Origin of the sequence: Micromonospora sp. WMMD729, from assembly GCF_049315225.1 — a bacterium.
Lineage (GTDB): Bacteria > Actinomycetota > Actinomycetes > Mycobacteriales > Micromonosporaceae > Micromonospora.
In genome coordinates this window covers 4,350,168-4,373,750 of sequence record NZ_CP186059.1, presented here as the reverse complement: position 1 = coordinate 4,373,750, position 23,583 = coordinate 4,350,168, and the positions used below count along the sequence as shown (strand labels likewise).

At 71.2% G+C, this 23,583-nt stretch carries 15 protein-coding genes; 9 read left to right on the top strand and 6 right to left on the bottom strand.

What is annotated here, in order from left to right; genetic code table 11:
* Window positions 1–62 precede the first annotated feature (62 nt).
* On the top strand, window positions 63–398 hold the full coding sequence (locus tag ACN263_RS19840) for a YciI family protein (RefSeq protein ID WP_422735876.1): 336 nt from the start codon (window positions 63–65) through the stop codon (window positions 396–398).
* A 4-nt stretch (window positions 399–402) separates the two neighbouring features.
* Complete coding sequence (locus tag ACN263_RS19835) at window positions 403–1,662, top strand: RNA polymerase sigma factor (RefSeq protein ID WP_422735875.1); 1,260 nt, start codon at window positions 403–405, stop codon at window positions 1,660–1,662.
* A gap of 578 nt (window positions 1,663–2,240) precedes the next feature.
* Here ACN263_RS19835 and ACN263_RS19830 read toward each other — a convergent pair.
* Window positions 2,241–5,093: an aconitate hydratase gene (locus ACN263_RS19830; protein ID WP_422735874.1), complete on the bottom strand. Its 2,853-nt coding sequence runs from the start codon at window positions 5,091–5,093 to the stop codon at window positions 2,241–2,243.
* A 261-nt stretch (window positions 5,094–5,354) separates the two neighbouring features.
* Between ACN263_RS19830 and ACN263_RS19825 the strand changes: the two genes are divergently transcribed.
* Window positions 5,355–6,053 (top strand): DedA family protein, encoded by a 699-nt coding sequence (locus tag ACN263_RS19825; RefSeq protein ID WP_422735873.1) that lies wholly within the window; start codon window positions 5,355–5,357, stop codon window positions 6,051–6,053.
* A gap of 88 nt (window positions 6,054–6,141) precedes the next feature.
* On the opposite strand, the gene ACN263_RS19820 is transcribed toward ACN263_RS19825, so the two are convergent.
* On the bottom strand, window positions 6,142–6,804 hold the full coding sequence (locus tag ACN263_RS19820) for a C39 family peptidase (RefSeq protein WP_422735872.1): 663 nt from the start codon (window positions 6,802–6,804) through the stop codon (window positions 6,142–6,144).
* Between the two features lie 686 nt (window positions 6,805–7,490).
* Here ACN263_RS19820 and ACN263_RS19815 point away from each other — a divergent pair.
* On the top strand, window positions 7,491–8,387 hold the full coding sequence (locus ACN263_RS19815; protein WP_422735871.1) for an IS5 family transposase: 897 nt from the start codon (window positions 7,491–7,493) through the stop codon (window positions 8,385–8,387).
* A 790-nt stretch (window positions 8,388–9,177) separates the two neighbouring features.
* On the opposite strand, the gene ACN263_RS19810 is transcribed toward ACN263_RS19815, so the two are convergent.
* On the bottom strand, window positions 9,178–9,357 hold the full coding sequence (locus ACN263_RS19810) for a hypothetical protein (RefSeq protein WP_422735870.1): 180 nt from the start codon (window positions 9,355–9,357) through the stop codon (window positions 9,178–9,180).
* A gap of 19 nt (window positions 9,358–9,376) precedes the next feature.
* On the opposite strand from ACN263_RS19810, the gene ACN263_RS19805 reads away from it, so the two are divergent.
* The 5 genes from ACN263_RS19805 (at window position 9,377) to pulA (ending at window position 17,755) form a co-directional block, all read left to right on the top strand.
* Complete coding sequence (locus ACN263_RS19805) at window positions 9,377–10,126, top strand: hypothetical protein (RefSeq protein WP_422735869.1); 750 nt, start codon at window positions 9,377–9,379, stop codon at window positions 10,124–10,126.
* Between the two features lie 37 nt (window positions 10,127–10,163).
* Window positions 10,164–10,553 carry a hypothetical protein gene (locus tag ACN263_RS19800; protein WP_422735868.1) on the top strand — a complete coding sequence of 130 codons (390 nt, stop codon included), beginning with the start codon at window positions 10,164–10,166 and terminating at the stop codon, window positions 10,551–10,553.
* 135 nt (window positions 10,554–10,688) lie between these two features.
* Window positions 10,689–11,354 carry a cellulose binding domain-containing protein gene (locus ACN263_RS19795; RefSeq protein ID WP_422735867.1) on the top strand — a complete coding sequence of 222 codons (666 nt, stop codon included), beginning with the start codon at window positions 10,689–10,691 and terminating at the stop codon, window positions 11,352–11,354.
* A 93-nt stretch (window positions 11,355–11,447) separates the two neighbouring features.
* Window positions 11,448–12,143, top strand: a complete 696-nt coding sequence (locus ACN263_RS19790) for a cellulose binding domain-containing protein (protein ID WP_422735866.1) — start codon at window positions 11,448–11,450, stop codon at window positions 12,141–12,143.
* A gap of 110 nt (window positions 12,144–12,253) precedes the next feature.
* Window positions 12,254–17,755 carry a pullulanase-type alpha-1,6-glucosidase gene (gene pulA / locus ACN263_RS19785; RefSeq protein WP_422735865.1) on the top strand — a complete coding sequence of 1,834 codons (5,502 nt, stop codon included), beginning with the start codon at window positions 12,254–12,256 and terminating at the stop codon, window positions 17,753–17,755.
* Between the two features lie 70 nt (window positions 17,756–17,825).
* Here the strand turns inward: pulA and ACN263_RS19780 are convergent, their stop codons facing one another.
* The 3 genes from ACN263_RS19780 to ACN263_RS19770 form a co-directional block, all read right to left on the bottom strand.
* Window positions 17,826–19,472 carry a hypothetical protein gene (locus tag ACN263_RS19780; protein ID WP_422735864.1) on the bottom strand — a complete coding sequence of 549 codons (1,647 nt, stop codon included), beginning with the start codon at window positions 19,470–19,472 and terminating at the stop codon, window positions 17,826–17,828.
* 335 nt (window positions 19,473–19,807) lie between these two features.
* Window positions 19,808–21,712 (bottom strand): right-handed parallel beta-helix repeat-containing protein, encoded by a 1,905-nt coding sequence (locus ACN263_RS19775; protein WP_422735863.1) that lies wholly within the window; start codon window positions 21,710–21,712, stop codon window positions 19,808–19,810.
* Window positions 21,713–22,058: 346 nt separating this feature from the next.
* Window positions 22,059–23,540 (bottom strand): aminopeptidase P family protein, encoded by a 1,482-nt coding sequence (locus tag ACN263_RS19770; RefSeq protein ID WP_422735862.1) that lies wholly within the window; start codon window positions 23,538–23,540, stop codon window positions 22,059–22,061.
* Window positions 23,541–23,583: the final 43 nt, after the last annotated feature.

Here is a 23,583-nt window from a genome sequence, read left to right as displayed (position 1 = left end):
CTGTCCGGATCGCTCCGGTCCGCTCGTCATGCTGGCGACGACCCGAGAGACAGGAGCGACCGATGAAGTTCATGATGTTCGTCTGTAGCGACACCGCACCGGACACCGACCCGACCGAGCTGCCCGACATCCACAAGTGGGTGGCCGACAACGACACCCGTGGCCGCCGTCTCACCGGCAACGTGCTGGCACCGGCCAGCGCGGCCACCACGGTCCGGGTGCGTGCCGGCGAGCTGCTGGTCTCCGAGGGGCCGTTCGCGGAGACCGCCGAGGTGATCGTCGGCTTCGACCTGCTCGACTGCGCGGATCTGGACGAGGCGATCGAGGTGGCGCGCGCCCATCCGATGGCCCGGGAGGGACGGCTGGAGCTGCGCCCGTACGGGGCGCTGTCCAGCTGATCGGATGACCGGCACCGACACCACGACCGAGGTGCCCGACGACGTCGGCTCGGCCGCGGCGGCGCGGGCCGTCGCGGCCGCCGGCGTGGACGCGTACCCCAGGATCGTCGCGACCCTGATCCGACTCACCGGGGACTGGACGTTGGCCGAGGACTGCGCCCAGGAGTCCCTCGCCGTCGCGCTGGAACGCTGGCCCGGCGACGGCGTGCCGACGAACCCGGGCGCCTGGCTGATGACGGTGGCCCGCAACCGCGCGATCGACGTGCTGCGCCGGGCCGCCGTCGAACGGCGCAAGCTGCACGAACTGGCGGTGCTCACGCCGGAGGATCCGCAGCCCGAGGCCGGGGCGGGGGAGGACGTGGTGGACGACCGGTTGCGGCTCATCTTCACCTGCTGCCACCCGGCGCTCGCGCTCGACGCCCGGGTGGCGCTCACCCTGCGGACCGTCTGCGGCGTGCCGACCGCCGACATCGCCCGCCTGCTGCTGGTCAGCGAGTCGACGATGACCCGCCGGCTGACCCGGGCCCGGACCCGGATCGCGCAGGCCGGCATCCCGTACCGGGTGCCGACCGGGCCGGCGCTGGCCGAACGGCTGCCCGGCGTGCTCGCCGTGCTGTACCTGCTGTTCACCCGCGGCTACGTCCCCGACGGCGAACCGGCGTTCGCCGACGAGGCCGTCCGGCTGGCCCGGTTGCTGGACGGGTTGATGCCGGAGCAGTCCGAGGTCGCCGCGCTGCGGGCGCTGCTGCTGTTCCAGCACTCCCGGCGGGACGCCCGCCGGGACGCGGACGGCAATCTGCTCACCCTCCAGCGGCAGGACTGGGCACAGTGGGACCGCGCCGCCATCGCCGAGGGCCAGGCCGCCCTTGCTCGGGTACGCGACGAAGGTCCGTACGCGTGGCAGGCCCGGATCGCCGCCTGCCACGCCACCGCGTCGTCCACCGACACCACCGACTGGCCGACGATCGCGCGCGCCTACGACGCGCTGGCCGACATTCGGCCCTCACCGGTGATCGCGCTCAATCGCGCGGTCGCGCACGGCTACGCGTACGGGCCGGCCGCCGGGTTGGACCTGCTCGACGCGGCGCGTGCCGGGGGAGGGCTGGACGGCTACCCGCTCGCTGCGGCGGTGGAGGCCGACCTGGTGGCCCAGCAGGGCGACCGGAGCCGCGCGGCCACCCTGTTCCGGGAGGCGGCGGCGATGGTGAGTTCGACCGACGAGCGGAGCGCACTGCTGGAGCGAGCGACCGAACTGTCCCGCTAAGCCCCACCCGCCCCGCCCCGCCCCGCCCCGCCCTCGCCCTCGCCCCGCCGATCATGGAGTTGCGGTGGGCAACAAAACCCCGCGCAACCGCAAACCAGGCACCACAACTCCATGATCGCCGGGCCGGTACCGCCCCCGGCTCCGCGATCTTGCACTTTCTGTCCCGGCAAAAGGGATATCCCACTCATGTTGACAACAGAAACTGCAAGATCGGCGCGATCTTCTCGCTCGGCGCACTCCAGCGCGCCGCCCGGCACTGCGAGCGGCACCGGCGGACGTGGCCTGACGGGTGACCCTGATCCCCGAGTTCTCGCGGATCACCCGTTCCGCACCGAGGAGGCCCGCGCGGTCGCACTGCGGCTGCGCTGAGCGGGGACCTGTTCCCGGATCCGTCGCTGGCCGTACCTCATTCTTGCCCTTTGCTCTGCTTCAACGGGCGCAACGGCACCGAACAGTCAGTGTTGCGCGGAGTGAAGCAGAGCAAAGGGCACCGGGACAGTAACCCGAGGCATGGGAAGGCAGAGATGCTGAAGGGCCGCTCCCGCCAGTGCGGGAAGCGGCCCTTCAGGTGTACGACGTCAGTTGGCGATCATGCGGCGCAGCACGTACTGCAGGATGCCGCCGTGGCGGTAGTAGTCCGCCTCACCCGGGGTGTCGATCCGCACGACGGCCTCGAACTCCACGCCCGTGTCGGTCGTGACCGTCACCGTGCGTGGGGTGTCGCCGTCGTTCAGGGCGGTCACACCGGTGATGGTGAACATCTCGGTGCCGGTCAGGCCCAGCGACTCGGCGGTGACGTCCACCGGGAACTGCAGGGGCAGCACGCCCATGCCGATGAGGTTGGAGCGGTGGATCCGCTCGTACGACTCGGCGATGACCGCCCGGACGCCCAGCAGCATGGTGCCCTTGGCCGCCCAGTCCCGCGACGAGCCGGAGCCGTACTCCTTGCCGGCCAGGATGACCAGCGGGATGCCGGCCTCCTGGTAGGCCATCGAGGCGTCGTAGATCGAGGTCTGCTCGCCGGTCAGGTGGTTGACGGTGAAGCCGCCCTCCACCCCGGGCACCAGCTGGTTGCGCAGCCGGATGTTGGCGAAGGTGCCCCGGATCATCACCTCGTGGTTGCCCCGGCGCGAGCCGTACGAGTTGAACTCGTGGCGCGGCACGCCGTGCTCGGCCAGGTAGGTGCCGGCGGGGGAGTCCGCCTTGATCGCACCGGCCGGCGAGATGTGGTCGGTGGTCACCGAGTCACCCAGCTTGGCCAGCACCCGCGCGCCGGAGATGTCGACGACCGGGCTCGGCTCCTGCTGCATGCCCTCGAAATACGGGGGCTTGCGCACGTAGGTTGAGTCGCTGTCCCAGGCGAAGGTGTCGCCGGTCGGGGTGGGCAGTGACTGCCACCGCTCGTCACCGGCGAAGACGTCGGCGTACGCGGCACTGAAGCCGGTCGCGCCGATCGCCTGGGCGATGACGTCCTGGATCTCGGCGCTGTTCGGCCAGATCTCCCGCAGGTAGACCGGGTTGCCCTCGGTGTCCTCACCGATCGGCTCGTTGGCCAGGTCGATGTCCATCGTGCCGGCGAGGGCGTACGCGACGACCAGCGGCGGGGACGCCAGGTAGTTCATCTTGACGTCCGGGTTGATCCGGCCCTCGAAGTTGCGGTTGCCGGACAGCACCGAGACGACCGACAGGTCGTGCTCGTTGACCGCGGCGGACACCTCCTCGGGCAGCGGGCCCGAGTTGCCGATGCAGGTCGTGCAGCCGTAGCCGACGAGGTTGAAGCCGAGCTTGTCCAGGTACGGCGTGAGGCCGGCCCGCTCGTAGTAGTCCATGACGACCTTCGAGCCCGGGGCCAGGGTGGTCTTCACCCACGGCTTGCGGGTCAGGCCCTTCTCAACCGCGTTGCGGGCCAGCAGGGCCGCGCCGATCATCACCTGCGGGTTGGACGTGTTGGTGCAGGAGGTGATCGCGGCGATCACCACGGCGCCGTGGTCCAGCTCGTACTCCACGCCGTCGGTGCCGGTGACCCGGATCGGGTTGCTGGCCCGACCGCCGGCGCCGGTGGCCGCGGTCTCCAGGTCGCGCGGCTCGTCGGCCGGGTCGCTGAACTCGTTGGCCGGCGGGTCGCTGGCCGGGAACGACTCGGCGCTGGCCTCGTCGGCCGGGCCGTTCGCGCCGCGCGGCAGTTCCTCGCGGGCCACGCTCGGCTTGAGGTCCCGCTCGCCGGTGGAGTCGTCGGCGACGTAGTCGGTGAGCGCCGAGCGGAACAGCGTCTTGGCGCTGCCCAGCGGCACCCGGTCCTGCGGGCGCTTCGGGCCGGCGAGCGACGGCTCGATGGTGCTCAGGTCCAGCTCCAAGCGCTCCGAGTAGGAGGGCTCGGCCGCCGGGTCGTGCCAGAGGCCCTGCTCCTTGGCGTACGCCTCGACGAGCGCGACCTGCTGCTTGTCGCGGCCGGTCAGCTCCAGGTAGCGGACGGTCTCCGCGTCGATCGGGAAGATCGCGACGGTGGAGCCGTACTCCGGGGACATGTTGCCGATGGTGGCCCGGTTGGCCAGCGGCACGGCGCTCACGCCGGGGCCGTAGAACTCGACGAACTTGCCGACCACGCCGTGCTTGCGCAGCATCTCGGTGATGGTCAGCACCAGGTCGGTGGCGGTGGTGCCGGCCGGCATCTCGCCGGAGAGCTTGAAGCCGACGACCCGGGGGATCAGCATGCTGACCGGCTGACCGAGCATCGCGGCCTCGGCCTCGATGCCGCCGACACCCCAGCCCAGCACGCCCAGGCCGTTGACCATGGTGGTGTGCGAGTCGGTGCCGACGACGGTGTCCGGGTACGCCTGCCCGTTCCGTTCCATGATGGTGCGAGCCAGGTACTCGATGTTGACCTGGTGCACGATGCCGGTGCCCGGCGGGACGACCTTGAACTCGTTGAACGCGGTCTGGCCCCAGCGCAGGAACTGGTAGCGCTCCCTGTTGCGCTCGTACTCCAGCTCGACGTTGCGGGCGAAGGCGTCCTCGCGGCCGAACAGGTCGGCGATCACCGAGTGGTCGATGACCAGCTCGGCGGGGGCGAGGGGGTTGACCTTGGAGGCGTCGCCGCCCAGGTCACGTACGGCCTCGCGCATGGTGGCCAGGTCGACCACGCAGGGCACGCCGGTGAAGTCCTGCATCAGCACCCGCGCCGGGGTGAACTGGATCTCCACGCTCGGGTCGGCGGTCGGGTCCCACCCGCCGAGCTGCTGGATGTGGTCGGCGGTGATGTTCGCGCCGTCCTCGGTCCGCAGCAGGTTCTCCAGCAGGATCTTCAGGCTGTACGGCAGCCGGTCGTGGCCGTCCACCTTGTCGATCTTGAAAATCTCGTAGCTCGCGTCTCCGACGCGTAGCTGGGTCTTCGCACCGAAGGTGTCGAGGCTCGCCACGTCGTACTCCTTCACACCAGCGACCGTGAGTAGTCCTGAGCAGTCTGTCGCACCGGCCGGGGTGCCGCCGAGGTTAGGTAACACTTACCGCCGATTGCGATCTCAAACAAAACCGTACGTCCGTCTTGCTATTTGCGCAACCTGGCTCGCCCTCTTTCCCCCGCCTTATCCCTAGCCTCCTAGGACGCGTTACACATGGTGCGCTGCGAGCCGAGGGGCCGCTCGGGCACATCGGCCGCGGGTAGGGTTCGAGGCCCGGCCGGAGGAGGGTCACCCGTGTTCGACGTCCAGCACTGGCTCGTGTCGCTGCCTCCGATCGCGGTCTACCTGCTGGTCGCCGGGGTGATCGGGGTGGAGAGCATGGGCGTGCCGCTGCCCGGTGAGATCGTCCTGGTCAGCTCCGCCCTGCTCGCGGCCACCGGAGTGGTGGAACCGGAGTGGGTAGCGACCGCCGCCGCCACCGGAGCGATCGTGGGCGACTCCATCGGGTACGCGGTGGGTCGTCGCGGTGGGCGTCCGCTGCTCGCCCGCCTCGGCCGGCGCTTTCCCCGCCATCTCGGCCCCGCCCAGGTCGCCCGAGCCGAGCAGAGCTTCGCCCGGCACGGCGTGTGGGCGGTGTTCTTCGGTCGGTTCGTGGCGTTGCTGCGGATCCTGGCCGGCCCGCTCGCCGGGGCCCTGCGGGTGCCGTACCGGCGGTTCCTGGTGGCCAATGCCGCCGGTGGGCTGGTCTGGGCGTTCGGCACCACGTACCTGCTGTTCAGCGTCGGTCGGGCGGCCGAGCACTGGCTCAAGGACATCTCCTGGGCCGGCCTGGTCCTCGCGGTGCTGGCCGGCCTGGGCAGCACCTGGTGGCTGCGTCGACGTGCCCATCGTCTGGAGGCCGTCGAGCCGGAGCCGTCCGTGGCGCCGGAGCGTCATGCGGAGTCGGCGCTGGTGCCGGACGCCAAGCCGGCGCGTGCCGCCGGAAGCCCCTGACCAGGTGCCGATGCCGGCGCGTTTCGGACATGCGACAAGGGCCGGACCCCGTGGGGTCCGGCCCTTGTCGGTGGTGCTGGTGCGTGGGTCAGCTGGTGGCGTAGCCGCGGGTGGCGATCCAGTCGGCGAGGTGTTCGACGGTGATCTGGTAGGAGGCGGTGTTCGGGTCGGCGGAGTCGGCGATGGTGACGATGTTGCCGTTGTCGCGGTAGCCGGTGACGCTGATGTAGTGCCCGCCCTCGAAGGAGTGGGTGTTGCCGTCGGTGTCGGTGCTGGTGCCGGCGATGTTGGCGACCACGGCCCGACCGTTGTCCACGGTGCGGATGATGTCGGCGCGCAGCGTGTCGGTCTGCTTGGCGTCGGCGTCGGGGCTGCTGATCTCGACGCTGTGGTAGGCGTCGGTCTTGCCGGTCTCCTTGTTCAGGACCGGGGTGATGTCGTTGATGCTGTTGGTGCCGGCCTCGGTGGTGCCCATCTCCTTGGCCATGGCGTCCACGCTGATGTCCTTGCCCTGCACGCTCAGGGCGTTACGGGCCGCGGCGGGGCCGCAGTAGTAGAAGTTCGGCTGGGCCTCGTACCGCACGCCGAGCTGCCGCTCGCCGTGACCCTTGCGGTCGGTCTGGGTCTGCGACACGGGCTTGGCGGTGCTTTCGGCGGCGAACGCGGTGGTGACGGGTCCGGCGATGGCGCCGCCGGTGAAGGCGAGGCCGGCGGCGGTCAGGGCGGTCTTACGAATCAGATCGGTACGCATGATGGCGTGCTCCTCTGCTTCATCGGGGGATACGCGCGCGGCACACGGGGGGGTGTGCCGGGCGGGGAAAGTTCGTGAGGGGGATCTGCTCCGGCGACCCGACAAGAGGGGTCTGCGCGGAAGGTGGTGCAACGGTCCGGGGCGTCAGGTCATTCCCGCGCCGGGGACCGGGGGACGGCCCGGGGGTGGTGCTCGGCCGTGCGGGGGTGTAACGACACCGGCCCGGCGGGTGTTCCCGGGGGTTGCCGGGCGGCCCCGGGGGCGCGGCGGCGTGCCAGGTATAACGACCCCGCCCGGCCCGCGATTCCGCCCGCACGGTGCCACCGACCACAGCATCCCGGCGGCCCAAAAACGGACAGACCTCGCATCCGCGACGCCGTGCGCGGCGCTCACTGGCTCTTGCGCGCGTGATCGACTCGACGTCGGCGATGTCGGGGTATCCGGGCGTGCGGGACACCCCGACATCGGCGATCCCGAGTCGATCACGCCCCGGCCGGCGACCTCAGGCGCCCAGGCGACCCCACCGGTGACCCTGGGCGTCTGCCGGCGGAGCCGACCTTAGGCCGTGTTTCGTAGGGCGTCGATGTTGGCGTGGCGGTGGTCGCTAATTGAAGAGGTCTCCGGTAGTTGGTTCAGCGACCAAGCTAGAACTTCACACCGGAGACCTCGTGCCGAGCGTAACGGCAGTGAGGCGACATGACCTGACCGACGTGCAGTGGGCGGCGTTGGAGCCGTTGCTGCCTGCGGGAACGGGTCATGCTCGGCCGCGCAGATGGACCATGAGACTGATCATCGACGGGATCCGGTGGCGGGTCCGAACCGGATCGCCGTGGCGTGACGTGCCCGCGGAGTACCCGCCGTGGCAGACCTTGTATCGATGGTTTCGGCGGTGGCAGCGTGACGGTGTCTGGGCGCGGATCCTCACCTCGTTGCAGGCCCGCGCGGACGCCGCCGGGTTGGTCGACTGGACGGTGAGCGTGGACTCGACCATCAGCCGCGCCCACCAGCACGCGGCGGGAGCCCGCCGCGACGGCCAGGCGCAGAAGGAGCCTGCTGGTGGTGTGCAGGCCGAGCCGGCAGATCACGGGCTTGGCCGATCGAGGGGCGGCTGGACCACCAAGACCCATCTGGCCTGCGAGCAGGGCCGCAAGCTGATGGCTCTGGTGGTGACCGCTGGGCAGCGCGGCGACAGCCCCCAGTTCATCCCCGTCTTGGCCAAGATCCGCGTTCCTCGAGCCGGTGGTGGCCGGCCACGGACCCGCCCCGACACGGTGTTGGCCGACAAGGCGTACACGTCGAAGGCCAACCGTGCCCACCTGCGATCCCGGGGCATCCGCGCGTGCATCCCGAGCAAGGCCGACCAGGACGCGCACCGCAAAGCCAAGGGCTCCCAAGGCGGACGCCCGCCCGCCTTCGACCCCGACGTCTACCGCCTGCGCCACGCCGTCGAGTGCGGCATCAACCAACTCAAACAACACCGCGCCATGGCCACCAGATACGACAAACTCGCCGTGCGCTACGAAGCCACCCTCACCATCGCCGCCATCAACCAATGGCTCCGCGCCCTACGAAACACGGCCTAGGCGGTGTCGCGCCTTCAGGGGGCTGTCGGGTCCGCCTGGGGTGCGCCGTGTTGGCGGGGGATGGCGGGGGTCGCCGGCCAGGGGATCTCGGGGCTGGGGTGGAAGGTGATGCCGGCGGTGGACCAGCGTGGGCCGTCCCCGGCCAGACGGTACAGACCGTTGGTCCCTCCCGGCGATGATCGACTCGACATCGCCGAACTGGCGGTATCTCCGCACAAGGGATGCCCCCACATCAGCGACCTCGTGTCGATCAAGGCACTGCCGCGACCGACCGCTGGTACCCAGGTGCCGCCTGGCCAGCATAAACCGGACAAATCGCGCTCCGGCGACGACCCGGCCCAACGCCGCCCCGGACCCCGACGCGGCCCCGGACCCGAAGCCGACCCGGAGCCGGCCCAACGCCGACGCGGCCCCGGACCCCGATCGCCGACGCCGACCCGGAGTCGGCCCAATGCCGACGTCGACCCAGCCCCGGCCCAACGCCGACCCGACGCCACCCGACGCGGCGGGCCACGCCTGGCGGGCTCATCATGTGCGCAACATCGGGGATGTTGCTGCCTCACAGCCGGCGAAGGCAGCAACATCCCGAAAGTGCTGTCTCGCTGATCGGGGCGCGCCAGTCCGGCCGGGAGCCTGAGACGGCGCGTACGAAGCCGAGGGCAAGATCGTGCTTGAGCCAGGAAGCAGGCCCCTCGGCGCGCGGTCGGGGCCACTGCAACCAGGATCGAGCACGATTACGCCCGCACGACACAGTCCCGCGCGGACGTGCGCAGGTTGCCCGGCGGGGTGGTCAGGCGGGGTCCGCTGCCTCATTGGCCTGGGCGTGGCGTTCCCGCAGTCGCTGCCGGATCTCCTCGGGGGTGTACGCGCGCCGCCGCCGCTCGGCTCGGGCAATGACCACACCGGACGCTGCCACTCCGGCGAGGCCGGCCAGGCCGAGGATCTTCCACCACCGCATTCGCTGCCCCATCGGCCTAGGCTAGACCCTCATGAGCATCAGCCTGGATGAGGCCGTCGAGTTGACCCGTACCGGCGACGTGTGGGTGTTCCGGGGTCGCAGCGTGCCGGACCGGGCGATTCAGTTCACCACGAACAGTCCGGTCAACCACGTCGGGATGGCCGTGGTGCTGGACGACATGCCGCCGCTGATGTGGCACGCCGAGTTGGGCAAGTCCCTGCCGGACCTGTGGTCGGGTACCCACCAGCGTGGTGTCCAGTTGCATGACCTGCGGGACGCGGTCTGCGTGTGGGCCAACCGGTACGGGCAGCGGGCCTGGCTGCGGCAGCTCGACCCGCCGGCCGAGGGCGAGATGGAAAGTGCGGTGCTGCGGACCGTCGCGCGGTTGGACGGTACGCCGTTCCCGTCCACCGCGCAGTTGGCGTGGCGCTGGGCGCGTGGCCGGGTGCCGTCGCTGCCGCGCCCCGGGCAGGCCGTGCTCCGCGCGGTGTCCCGGGCCACCCGAGCCGTCCCGGGGATGCCGGCCACCCCGAGCAGCGCGCCGGCCACCCCGAGCAGCGCGCCGGCGACGCCGAGCAGCGCGGCGGCGAAGGAGCGTGCGTTGGAGACGGCGTACTGCGCCGAGGTGGTGGCCGTGACGTACGAGGCGATGGGTCTGCTGCCCGCCGGTAAGCGTCCGAACTGGTACGACCCGGGGCGGTTCTGGAGTGGCGACGACCTGGGACTGGCCGGTGGCGCCCGACTGGGTACGGAGATCGAGGTGCGGGTCCCGGCCCGCTGAGGTTTGGCCCACCCGGAGAGCGGCAATTGCTGTCGCCGTGAACGCCTCCATGGATCTCGACACGCTGACCGGCTTCTTCGACCGGTACGGTGCCGCGTTGACCTCGGGCGACCTGCCGTCCCTCGGTGGTTGTTACGCCCTGCCCGGGTTGGTGGTGGCGGACACGTACAGCTTCTCGTTCACCTCACTGGCGGCGGTCGCGCTGTCCTTCGTGGGCGCCGCGCCCGACTACCAGGACCGGGAGCTGATCGCCGCGCATGCCCGGATCGAGGACGTGCAGCCGGTGTCCGCGCTGCTGACCCTGGTGTCGGTCGAGTGGGAGTTCCTGGACAGCCAGGGGCGTGCGGTGCCGGGGGAGCGGTACCGCTACCTGCTGCGGACCTCCGGTGAGGGGCCGCTGATCTGCACGGTCGTCCGGACGGCCTGACCACCGGCGGACCGTCGCCGCCGTCGAACCGTTTTCCGGGCGGGAGGGGCCTATCGGTCTGATCCGTACCCGCCCGGGTTTCCGGTCCGGCCGGCGCTGGCTACGCTGTCGCGTCGGTGGACGAGGGGAGACCTGATGGCGGTGGGGCCGGACGGCGCGGGAGGTCCGCGGACGGCGCGAGTGGTGCTGTCGCTGCCGTGGATCGTGGTGCTGGTGGGCGTCTGCGCGCTGGCGGTGCTGTTGGTGGTCGCGCTGTTGTCGTTCCGGACCCGGGAGCGGGAGAGCACGCCGCAGGCCGCGCCGCCGGTGTTCCTGCCGACGACGCCGGCTGCCGCGTCGTCTGCCCCGACGCCCGGTGGGTTGGAGCGGCGGACGGCGTCGCCGCGCCCGTCGCGCAGCAGCCGGACGCCGTCGCCGCGCGCCACCACGAAGTCGCCGTCGCCGGGCGCGACGAGCGCCGCGGCCCTGGCGACAAAGAACCCGGTGGTGTCGGCGCAGTACAAGGTCGGTACGGATGGCTGGAACGCGACCGACGCCACGCTGTCGGTGACGAACGAGTCGGACCGGTCGGTGGACTGGCGGGTGGAGCTGGCCTTCGCCGACGACACGCGGGGCCTGCGGGTGAGCGGCGCGGCGGGGATCTCGGTGGCGGCGCAGGGTGACGGTGCGTTCGTGCTCAGCGGCGGAGAGTCGTTGGGTGCGGGTGACTCGCAGACCCTGCGGTTGCGGGTCAGTTGGGAAGGATCGGCGCAGCGTCCGGTGCGGTGCGTGGTCAACGGGGTGGAGTGCCGGCTCAGCTGACCGGGCGTCGGGTGGCGTCGCACGCGACGTCGGCGCTTTCCGGGGCGGGCCGTCGATCGCTAGGCTGCCCGGACGGCCCGCTGAGGGAGGTACATGTCCGGCATGCGTCGTGCCCCGCGACCGTCGTCGCACGGTCCGGCGGCCATCGCGTCGTCGCCGTGGATCGTGGTGGGCGCGGGCGTCGTCGTGATGGTGGTCCTGCTGTTCGTGGCCCTGGGCGCGTACCGGGGGCGTAGTCCGGCGCGGGACGGCGGGCCGCCACCCGCGGCGGGTCTGCCGTTGCCGCAGGCACCGGCGTCGCCGTCCGAGTTGTCGCCGACGCCGCTGGCGGAGAACTCGGCGCTGTTGCCCGGGTTGTCGCCGCGGGCCAGTGGGTTACCACCGAGCGCACCGGTCACGTCGCGGCCGCCGACGGTCGGTCCGCCGGTGGCGCCGACGTCGGCGCGGCCGTCGACCCGGCCACCGCAGCAGCCGCCGGCGGTGAGTGGACGCTACCGGGTGGTGCAGAGCTTCGACGGGGGCTTCATCGGCGAGGTGCTGATCGTGAACGCGTCCGGTGTGGACCGGGGTTGGACGGTGCGGTTCGAGTTCGCCGGTGGTCGGCTGGTGACCACCTGGGTCGAGGGTGTGCCCCAGGGGACGGTGCGGCAGTTCGACGGCGGCTTCACGTACGTCAGTGGGGTGGATGTGCCGGCCGGAGGGTCGGTGGCGCTGCGGTTCCACCTGGAGCGGGCGGCCACGACGCCGCGGGGGTGCACTGTCGACGGAGTGCGCTGTAGCGGGTTCTGACCGACGCTTGCGCAAGTTTGCTGCTCTGTTACGACTTTGTTTGCAAGGTATTGCAGATCGTTTCGGCAAGGGTTAGCGTGCGGCCAATCACGACCAGAGGAAGGCCGTCGATGAAACCCCCGCCGATCCCGCGTACCGCCCTGCTCGCGCTCGCCTGCCTGCTCACCTTCACCCTCGTCGGTACGCCGGAGTCCGCGCGTCCCCTCGGCGCCGACGCCGACCCCCGCCCGACCAGCGCCGACCCGCTGGCCGCGGCCGGCGCCGTGCAGTGGCGCGACGAGCCGACCGCCGACGCGCTGCTGGCCGCCGGCACCGACACCGCGCGCGCCGAGCAGTTCTACTTCGTCCTGCCGGACCGGTTCGCCAACGGCGACCGCCGCAACGACTCCGGTGGGCTCACCGGTGACCGGCTGCGCACCGGGCTCGACCCGACCGACAAGGGTTTCTACCACGGCGGTGACCTCAAGGGCGTCATCGACAAGCTGGCCTACATCCAGGGCCTGGGCACCACCGCCATCTGGCTCGCCCCGATCTTCAAGAACCGTCCGGTGCAGGGCAAGGGGAACGACATCTCGGCCGGCTACCACGGCTACTGGATCACCGACTTCACCCAGGTCGACCCGCACTTCGGCACGAACGCGCAGCTCAAGGAGCTGGTCTCGCTGGCGCACCGGCGGGGCATCAAGGTCTACCTCGACGTGGTGGTCAACCACACCGCGGACGTCATCAAGTACGCCGAGGACCGCTACGCCTACGTGGACAAGGCCACCTCGCCGTACACCGACGCGCAGGGTCGGGCCTTCGAGGACCGCAACTACGCCGACGGGAGCAGGGAGTTCCCGACGGTGGACGCGGGCGCCGGACCGTACACGCCGGTCTTCCCGGAGCCGGGCGACGCGACCGTGAAGGTGCCGGCCTGGCTCAACGACGCCAGCATGTACCACAACCGGGGCGACTCCACGTTCTCCGGCGAGAACAGCGAGTACGGCGACTTCGGCGGCCTCGACGACCTGTGGACCGAGCGTCCCGAGGTGGTGCGGGGGATGACGAAGGCGTACGGCGACTGGATCGGCGCGACCGGCGTGGACGGGTTCCGGCTGGACACCGTCAAGCACGTCAACATGGACTTCTGGCCGCAGTTCACCCGGGGCGTCGAGCGGGCCGCCGAGAAGGCCGGCAAGAAGGACTTCTTCGTCTTCGGCGAGGTCTACAGCGCCAACCCGGGGGTCACGTCGGCGTACGTGCGGCAGGGCGGTCTGCCGGCCACCATCGACTTCGCGTTCCAGGAGGCGGCCCGGGGCTACACGGCGGGCGCCGGTTCGGCGAAGGCTCTCGCCGACGTGTACGCCCGGGACGACCTCTACGCCGCCCGGGACACCGACGCCGGCCGGCTGACGACCTTCCTCGGCAACCACGACATGGGCCGGATCGGCTCGTTCATCGTTGGTGGCGGTACCGACCCGGCCAGCCACCTGCGCCGCGACCAGCTTGCCCACCAGCTCATGTTCCTCACCCGCGGCCAGCCGGTCATCTACTCCGGTGACGAGCAGGGCTTCACCGGCCCCGGCGGGGACAAGGACGCCCGGCAGGACATGTTCGCCTCGAAGGTGCCCGACTACCTCGACGACGACCTGCTCGGCACCGACCGCACCCACGCCAGCGACCAGTTCGACACCGCCCACCCGCTGTACCGGACGATCGCCGAGCTGGGTCGGCTGCGCCAGGCGCACCCTGCGCTGCGCGACGGCATCCAGGTCACCCGGTACGCCGCCGACGGTCCCGGTGTGTTCGCCGCCTCCCGCGTCGCCTCCGCGGACCGGACCGAGTACCTCGTCGCCGTGAACAACGCCGAGACCGCGCAGACTGTCAGCGTGGACACCTGGTCGGCCGGCGCCACCTTCACCGGCATCTACGGCGCATCCGCCAGCGCGAAGGCCGGCGGCGACGGGAAGCTGACCCTGACGGTGCCGCCGCTGTCGGCGGCGGTGTACCGCGCGGGCAGTCCCATCGCCCGGCCGAGCGGAACGCCGACCATCGCCATCACCACCCCCGCGCCGGACGCGTCGGTGGCCACCCGCGCGGCGGTCACCGCGAAGGTGACCGGCGACCCGCTGGCCACCGTCACCGTGGCGGCGCGGGTCGGCGGCGGCCGGTGGACCTTGCTGGGCAGCGCCGACCACGCGCCGTACACCGTGCACCACGACCTGACCGGTCTTGCCGGCGGCACCCGCGTCGAGTACCGCGCCGTCGTGCGGGACGGACGGGGCCGTACCGCCACCGCCCGGTCCGTCGCCGTGGTGGGCACGCCCGAGCGGGGTGGGTCCCGGGAGTGGGCGGTGGTGCACTACCAGCGTCCGGCCGGTGGGTACGACGACTGGGGGCTGTACGCCTGGGGCGACATCGACCCGGCGTACGTCACCGAGTGGCCGAAGGGGCAACCGTTCGCCGGGGAGGACTCCTACGGCCGGTTCGCCTGGGTGAAGCTCACGCCGGGCGCGAAGTCGGTGGGTTTCGTGGTGGTCGACAAGAACGGCACCAAGGACGTCGCGCAGGACCGCAGCATCGACGTGACGGCCACCGGTGAGGTCTGGCTCAAGCAGGGTGACCCGGCGATCTACCCGAGCCGGCAGGCGGCCACCGGTCAACCGGATCCGTCGGTCGAGGAGGGCACCGCGGTCATCCACTACCGGCGGGCCGACGGCAACTACGACGGGTGGGGCCTGCACCTGTGGGACGGGGCGGCCAAGCCGACCGAGTGGGCCAGCCCGTTCGCGCCGACGTCGATCGACGCGTTCGGCGCGGTGTTCCGGGTGCCGCTGGCGGCCGGGGCCACCGGGCTCAACTACATCATCCACAAGGGCGACACCAAGGATCTGCCCGACGACCAGCGGCTCGACTTCGCCAGCGCCGGCCGGGAGGTGTGGCTGCTCGCCGCCACCCCGGGGCGGCTGCTGCCGTCGACCGCGACCAGCGCCGGCGGGGACACCGACATCGCCACGCAGAAGGCGCACTGGATCGACAGGTCCACCATCGCCTGGCAGACCCCGCCGACCGACGGTCGGGTGTACGCCCTGGTGGCCGCCCCCACCGGTGGGGTGAGCGTCGTCGACGGGGAGCTGTCCGGGACGTACACCAGTCTGCCGTTGCGCGCGCAGCGCAACGGGCTCACCGAGGCCCAGCGGGCGGCGTTCCCGCACCTGTGGTCCCACCGAACCTTCACCCTCGACCGGAGTGACCTGGCGAAGGTGCCGGCGGCGCTGCGCGGGCAGCTCCTGGTCACCGAGCGCGACGCCCGGGGCGCGCTGCTCGCCGCCACCGGCGTGCAGATCCCCGGCGTGCTCGACGACGTGTACGCCCCGGCCACCCGGGTCACGCTCGGTCCGACCTTCGCCGGCCGGACACCCAGCCTCGCGCTCTGGGCGCCGACCGCCCGGACGGTGGAGCTGGACCTGTTCGACTCGCCCACGGCCACGCCGAAGACCGTGCCGATGCGCCGAGACGACCGCACCGGCGTCTGGTCGGTACGCGGCAGCCACGCCTGGACGGGGAAGTACTACCGCTACCGGGTGCAGGCGTGGCAGCCGGCCGTGCAACGGATGGTCACCGCCTCGGTCACCGACCCGTACTCGGTGGCCCTCGCGGCCGACTCCACGCACAGCCAACTCGTCGACCTGGACGACCCGACGCTGGCCCCGCCCGGGTGGCGCACGCTACGCAAGCCGGCCCCGGTGCCCGCGTCGAAGGCGCAGATCTCCGAACTGTCGGTGCGCGACTTCTCCATCGCCGACGAGACCGTGCCAGCCGAGCGGCGGGGGACGTTCCTGGCGTTCACCGACCCGGGCACCGCCGGCATGCGGCACCTGCGGGCGCTCGGCGACGCCGGTGTCACCCACCTGCACCTGCTGCCGGCGTTCGACTTCGCCACGATCCCCGAGAAGCGGGCCGACCAGCGCCAGCCGGCCTGCGACCTGGCGGCGCTGCCGCCGGACTCGGACCAGCAGCAGAAGTGCGTCGCGGCCGTCGCCGACACCGACGGTTACAACTGGGGGTACGACCCGCTGCACTACACCGTTCCGGAGGGGGGTTACGCGGTCGACCCGAGCGGGGCGGCGCGGACCGCCGAGTTCCGCCGCATGGTGGCCGGGGTGAACGACGCCGGCCTGCGGGTGGTCATGGACGTGGTCTACAACCACACGGCGGCGGCCGGCGTCGACGCCAAGTCGGTGCTCGACCAGGTGGTGCCCGGCTACTACCACCGGCTGCTCGACGACGGCACGGTGGCCAACTCCACCTGCTGCGCCAACACGGCGCCGGAGCACGCGATGATGGGCAAGCTGGTGGTCGACTCGCTGGTCACCTGGGCCCGGAAGTACAAGGTGGACGGCTTCCGGTTCGACCTGATGGGCCACCACCCGAAGGCGAACATCCTGGCCGTGCGTCAGGCCCTGGACAAGTTGACCCTGGCCCGGGACGGCGTGGACGGCAAGGCGATCATGCTCTACGGCGAGGGCTGGAACTTCGGCGAGGTCGCCAACGACGCCCGGTTCGAGCAGGCCACCCAGGCCAACATGGCCGGCACCGGCGTCGGCACGTTCAACGACCGGCTGCGCGACGCGGTCCGGGGCGGCGGTCCGTTCGACGCGAACCCGCGTGCGCAGGGCTTCGCCTCCGGGCTCTACACCGACCCCAACGGCGATGAGGTGAACGGGTCGGCGGCCACCCAGAAGGCCCGGCTCCTGCACGCCCACGACCTGATCAAGGTGGGCCTGGTCGGCAACCTGCGGGACTACCGGTTCACCGACACCTCGGGGCGTACCGTCACCGGGGCCCAGGTGGACTACAACGCCTCGCCGGCCGGCTACACCGCCGCGCCGGGGGAGGCGGTCACCTACGTCGACGCGCACGACAACGAGATCCTGTACGACGCGTTGGCGTACAAGCTGCCGCAGGACACCAGCGCGGCGGACCGGTCCCGGATGCAGGTGCTGGCGTTGAGCACGGTGGTGCTGGGGCAGGGCACCGGGTTCGTCACCGCCGGCACCGAACGGCTGCGGTCGAAGTCGTTGGACCGCAACTCGTTCAACTCCGGTGACTGGTTCAACCAGATCCGCTGGGGCTGCGCCAACGGCAACGGGTTCGGTGTCGGCCTGCCACCGGCGCCGGACAACCAGGACAAGTGGCCGTACGCAAAGCCGCTGCTCGCGGACCGGGCCCTGGTGCCCGACTGCGCGGCGATCGACACCACCGACGCCCGGTACGCCGAGCTGCTGCGCATCCGGGCGTCGTCGCCGGTGTTCGGGCTGAGCAGCGCGGAGCAGGTGCAGCGGCGGGTGGCGTTCCCCCTCTCCGGCGCGTCGGAGACCCCGGGTGTGCTGACCATGACCCTGGACGCCCGCGGCCTGGGTGGGGCGTGGACGTCGCTGACCGTGGTCTTCAACGGCACCCCGAAGACGGCGACGCAGACCGTGCCCGGCCTGCGGGGTGCGGACGTGGCGCTGCACCCGGTGCTGGTGAACTCGGCCGACCCGGCGCTGCGCAAGGCGTCGTTCGACCGGGCGGGCGGGACCTTCACGGTGCCGGCGCGCAGCGTGGCGGTGTTCGTCCGAAAGTGAGCGGGGACCGGCCCCCTTCCGCGTCGTGCGGAAGGGGGCCGGTCTCTTGTTGGTGCGTGGTGCGTGGTGCTCAGGCGAAGCAGTTCTCGATGGCGCCGCCCGGAATGGCCAGGCAGTTCGTCGGGCGGTTCGCGGTGATGGCGGACTTGTCGTCCACGTTCACCGGCCCGAAGAAGGTGAACACACCGCCCGGCGCGAAGGTCGAGAAGTTGTTCGCGACCTTCGTCTTCGACAGGTTGACCTCGCCGAAGATGTTGAAGATGCCGCCGCCGACCCCGATCGGCCCGATGGCCCGGTTGCCGACGACCTCGCTGTCCCGCAGCGTCAGGACGCTGCCGGCGTTGAAGACCCCGCCGCCGAAGAAGCCGGCGGTGTTCTCCTTGATCCAGCTGTCCTCGACGGTCACCGCGCTGTCGAAGGCGATGGCGAGACCGCCACCGACCCCGGCGGTGCTGTTCTTCGCCACCGTCACCTTGTGCAGGTTCAGCTGGCTGTCCGCCGCCGCCAGACCACCACCGGCGAGGACCGCCGTGTTCGAGGTGATCTCGGTGTCGTACGCGGTGGTGTTGCCCTCGATGTCGAGGTAGCCGCCGCCGAAGCCCAGCGTCTCGTTGTCGCTGATCACGGTCTTCTTCAGCTCGACCGTGCCGCCGTCGACGTCGTCGGTGAAGATTGGCGCGGCGCCGTTGGAGATGCCGCCACCGCCGATGATCGCGGTGTTGTCCTTGATCTTCGACTCCTCGACCTTGAGCAGGCCGGCGTTGAAGACACCGCCACCGAAGAAGAAGGCGGTGTTGCCCGCGACGGTGCTGTGCCAGATCTTCGTGGTACCGAAGTTGGCCACACCGCCGCCGTTGCCGCCGGACTGGTTGAGGACGACCTCGGACTCGATGATCTCGGCCGAGCCGCCCGGCTGCACCAGGATGCCCGCGCCGTCGTTGTCGTCCGGGTACTCCACGAGCGGCGTCACCGCGCCCGGCGCCGCCTTCGTCGCGGCCTTCGGCGTCACCTTCGGCGCGGCCTTGAGGCCCGCCTTCGGGTTGGCCTGCCGCGCGGTGAGGGCCTGCTCCAGCGGAGTGCCGGCCTTCACCTGCGCCGCGATCGCCTCGGAGTCCGAGTAGGACGCCCAGACGGCCGCCGGCTCGACGGCGGTGAACAGTTCCAGGGTCTGACCACCCTTGACGGTCAGGCCCTTGATGGTGAGGTGACCGCCCGCACCGACGTTGAAGATGCGGAAGTAGTCGGCCGTGGCCTCGCGGGCGATCGTGGTGTGCTCGCCCTTCAGGGTGATGTTCTCGGTGATGACCGGCAGGCCGTTGCCCTGGAAGTCGTTGCGGCTCAGGTTGTAGGTGCAGCCCTTGGCCAGCTCAAGCACACCGCCGTGCTTGTTGTTGGCGAACACGATCGCCTGGATCAGCTTGTCGGTGTCGCAGGGCACCTCCTTCCCACGCTCGTGGTCCTTGTCCCGGTCCTTGCCCTTGTCCTTGTCCCGGTCCTTGTCCCAGTCACGACCCTCGTCACCGTGCTGGTCGCCATCCTTGCTGACCTGCGCGGTGTTCCAGTTCAGGCCGACCGCCCCGGCGCTGCCCGCGACGCCCACCGCCGCGATGCTGATCACGCCCGTCAGACCGGCCACGCCGCTGGCGAGCCAGAGCTTGCGACGGCGTTTGGCCGTCGCCCGCCCGGAGGCTTCGTTGTTCGTTAGGTAGTTGGACATCGGAGCTCTCTGCCCTCTCCTCGTACCAGACAGGGTCGCCGCCCTCAGACGGTCGTCCCCTGCTACAAATCGGTTGTAGCTCCCAAAAACACCGTATGAGAATGTTCCTCGCCTCGCGGGCGTATCCGAAACAACCCCACATTCGGTTCATGTTGGCGCTGGTGGCTCGGTCGGGCACGGTCGACGCCGTTGGTGGCGGGACGGCCCGGAGGCCCCGCCCGGGCACACCGCCCCCAGCCGGGCCGTCAAGCCCCTGACCAGCTCAAATGGGTACGCCCCTCCGCGCCGCAACGGGCTCGGAGGGGCGTGCCCTCTATGTGGTTCAGCCCCACCGGTCAGGCGAAGCAGTCCGGAACGTTGAAGCAGTTGGTCGGGCGGTTCGCCGTGACCGCGGAGTCGTCGTCCAGCGTCACCGTGCCGCCGAGGCTGTTGAAGATGCCCCCCGGCGCGAGGGTGGCGAAGTTGTGCGCCACCGTCGTCCGGTGGAGCGTGACCTCGCTTCCCTCGGTGTTGAGGATGCCGCCGCCCCGGGCGAACGGACCGACGGCCCGGTTGCCGACGACCTCGCTGTCGCGCAGCGTCGTGCGGCTCTCGTCGTTGAAGAGGCCGGCACCCCCGGACCCCGCGGTGTTCTCCTTGATCGCCGTGTTCTCGATCGTCGCGGTGCTGTCGGAGACGACCGCCAGACCACCACCGTCGCGGCCAGCGCTGTTCCTGGCCACCGTGGCCTGCTTCAGGGTGAGCTGGCTGTCTGCCACGGCGACGCCGCCGCCGTCCAGGACCGCCGTGTTGTCGGTGACCTTCGTGTCGTGCAGGGTGGTGCTGCCCTCGACGTCCAGGACGCCGCCACCGAAACCGAGCGTCTCGTTCTCGGTGATCTCGCTCTTGTAGACCCAGACCGCGCCGCCGTCGACGCCCTCGGTGCGGATGTCGGCCGCACCGTTGGCGATGCCGCCGCCACCGATGATGCCGGTGTTGTCCTTGACCGTGGACTCGTCGACCTGGAGCACCCCGGCGTTGAAGACACCGCCGCCGAAGAAGAACGCGGTGTTGTGCGCCACGGTGCTCTTGCCGAGCCGCGTCGAACCGAAGTTCGCCAACCCGCCGCCGTTGCCGCCGGACTGGTTGTAGAGCAGTTCGCTGTCCAGGATCTCGGCCCGACCCCCGGGCTGGACGAGCACCCCGGCGCCGTCGTTGACGCCGGGGTCCGCCACCAGCGGCACCGCCGTGCCGGCCGCCGGGGTCGTGCCGGCCGCCGCGGTGACCGTGGCGGCGGGCTTGGCAGCCGCACCCTTGGCCGCTGCTGCCGTAGCCGCTGCCTGCTCGGCCGCCGCTGCCTTGACCGCCGCCTGCTCGGCCGCCGCCGTGGCCGCTGCGGCCTGTCCGGCTACCGCCGTGGGCTTCGCCGTCCTGGCCGCCGCCGTGGCCGGTGCCGTCGGCTGCGCCGTCTTGGCCGCCGCCTTCGTGGCCGCCGCCGCCGGCTTGGCTGCCGTGGCCGGCTTGGCCGTCGCCGCCGGCTTCCCTCCCGTCGCCGTCGCCGGCTTACCGGTGGCGCTCGTCGCCGTGCTGGTCCGGACGGAGGTCGAGTACGGACCCCAGACCGTCGCCGCCTCCACCATGGCCGGCTGCCGGATCGTCTGCCCACCCCTGATGCTCAGGCCCTTGAGGGTGAGGTTTCCGCCCGGACCGACGTTCAGGATTCGGAAGTAGTCGGCGTTGGCCGCGCGGCCGATGACCGTGTGCTCGCCCTTGAGGGTGATGGGCTCGGTGATCACCGGAAGGCCGTTGCCGTCCTGGTTGCGGGTCAGGGTGTAGGTGCAGCCCTTCGCCAGTTCCAGGACACCGCCATCGCCGCTGTTGGCGAAGGTGATCGCCTGGATCAGCTTGTCCGAGTCGCAGGGCACCTGCCTGGTGCGCTCCTTGTCGTGGCGCTTGTCGGCACCACCGCGATCGTCGAAGCCGCTCCAGTCGTCGCCGCTGGACTCCTCGTCGCCGCTTGCCTTGCCCTCGTCGGCGTTCCCGCCGGCGTCGCTGACGTTCTGCCTGTTCGTCGACGGCTGGGCGTCGGACACCCGGTCGGAGGTGGGCTTGTCGTCCCGCGCGGCGACACCGCCGAGGGCGGCCAGACCCACCACCCCGGTCAGACCGGCCACGCCGGCGACCCAGAGCGCCCGTCGTCGTCGTGTCGGCGGCGGTGCCGTCGAGGCGCCGCCCTCGGTACTCGTTATGTCATCGGACATCAGAGCCTTCCGCCCTTCCTGCTACCAGAGGGGGTCGCACCGCCCGCAGCGCCACGACCAGCTACAAATGGGTTGCAGCCTCTGATGCCCACCGTATGAGAACTATCTTCGCGAGGCGGACGTATCCGAGAAAACCCCGCATATGCCTCAGGTTGGGGCACGCGCCGCTAACGGGCCGGGACGCCGTGGAAGGTGGCACGGGTTCGCGGAAGACGCGGTATCCGATCGCCCTCGATGCCCCGACATCACGGAAGCCGAGTCGATCAAGTCCGGGCCGGGCGGGCGGACGAAAGAGGCCGGGCCGGACGATGGGACGTCCGGCCCGGCCGAGGGTCGTACCCGAGGGTCAGCCGGGCAGGCGGGGGCCGGCCTCGCGCTGCTCGGCCAGCCAGGTCTCCACCTCGTCAGAGGTGCGCGGCAGGCCGGCCGACAGGTTGACCGCGCCGGTCGCGGTGACCAGGACGTCGTCCTCGATGCGGATGCCGATGCCGCGCAGCTCGGCTGGGACCAGCTCGTCCTCGGGCTGGAAGTAGAGACCCGGCTCGACGGTGAGGACGTAGCCCTCACCCAGCGCGCCGTCGCGGTACGTCTCCTTGCGGGCGTTCGAGCAGTCGTGCACGTCGATACCGAGCATGTGACCGAAGCCGTGCAGCGTCCAGCGCCGGTAGATCGAGGACTTCTCGTCCATGGCCTCGTCCACGCTCACCGGCAGCAGGCCCAGGTCGGACAGGCCCTCGGCGAGCACCCGCATGCAGGTCAGGTGGACGTCCTTGAACTTCACGCCGGGGCGGATGGCGTCGATGCCGGCCTGCTGCGAGGCGTACACGATGTCGTAGACCTGGCGTTGCAGCGCGGTGAACCGGCCGTCGACCGGCAGCACCCGGGTCACGTCCGCGGTGTAGAGGTTGCGCCCCTCGACGCCCATGTCCATCAGCAGCAGGTCACCCGGGCGGGTGGCGCCGTGGTTGTGCACCCAGTGCAGGATCGTGGCGTGCTCGCCGGCGCCGACGATCGAGCCGTACCCGACGTCGTTGCCGTCGTGCCGGGCGCGCAGCGCGAAGATGCCCTCCAGCAGCCGCTCGGAGACGGCCCGGTCGGCCGGCAGGATGCGGGCCACGTCCTCGAAGCCGCGGACGGTGGCGTCGATCGCGTCCTGGAGTTGGCCGATCTCCCACTCGTCCTTGACCAGCTTCAGCTCCGAGATGGCGATGGCCAGCTCCCGGTCGCGGGCCGGCTGCCCCTCGGCGCGCGGCCCGTCCCAGGGCCGCACGGCCGCGTCCACCTGGGCGTCGAAACCGCGCAACACCCGGGTACGCCTCGGAGCGAGGTCGGCCAGCGCCGCCTCCAGGCCGGTCAGGTCGGCGGTGGGCAGACCCAGCTCGGTGGACTTCTCGCCGAGGGTGTGCCGCCGGCCCACCCACAGCTCACCGTGCCGGCTGCGGAAGAACTCGTCGGTCTCCCGCGACGAGCGGGGCCGCATGTACAGCGTGGCGTCGTGGCCCGAGCCGTTCGGGCGCAGCACCAGCACGCTGTCCGGGTCGTGGTCGCCGGTCAGGTAGGCGAAGTCGCTGCCCGGCCGGAACGGGTAGGCGGTGTCGTTGGCGCGTACCTTCTCGCCGCCGGTCGGGATGACAAGCGTCTCGCCCGGGAAGGCGGCCGACAGCGCGGCGCGCCGCTTGGCGTAGTTGGGGACCTCGGGGCGGGGCGTGACCGGGAGTTCGGTGTCGCGCCAGCCCTGCCGCATGAACGACAGGAACGCCTCCGGGAAGTCCGGATCGTGCGATTCCGTGCCGTCTGTCGGCGTGCCGTCGGTGCGTTCCTCGGTCATTGCGCCGCTCCCTTCCGCTCGTGGCTGGTCCCGACGGTACCGC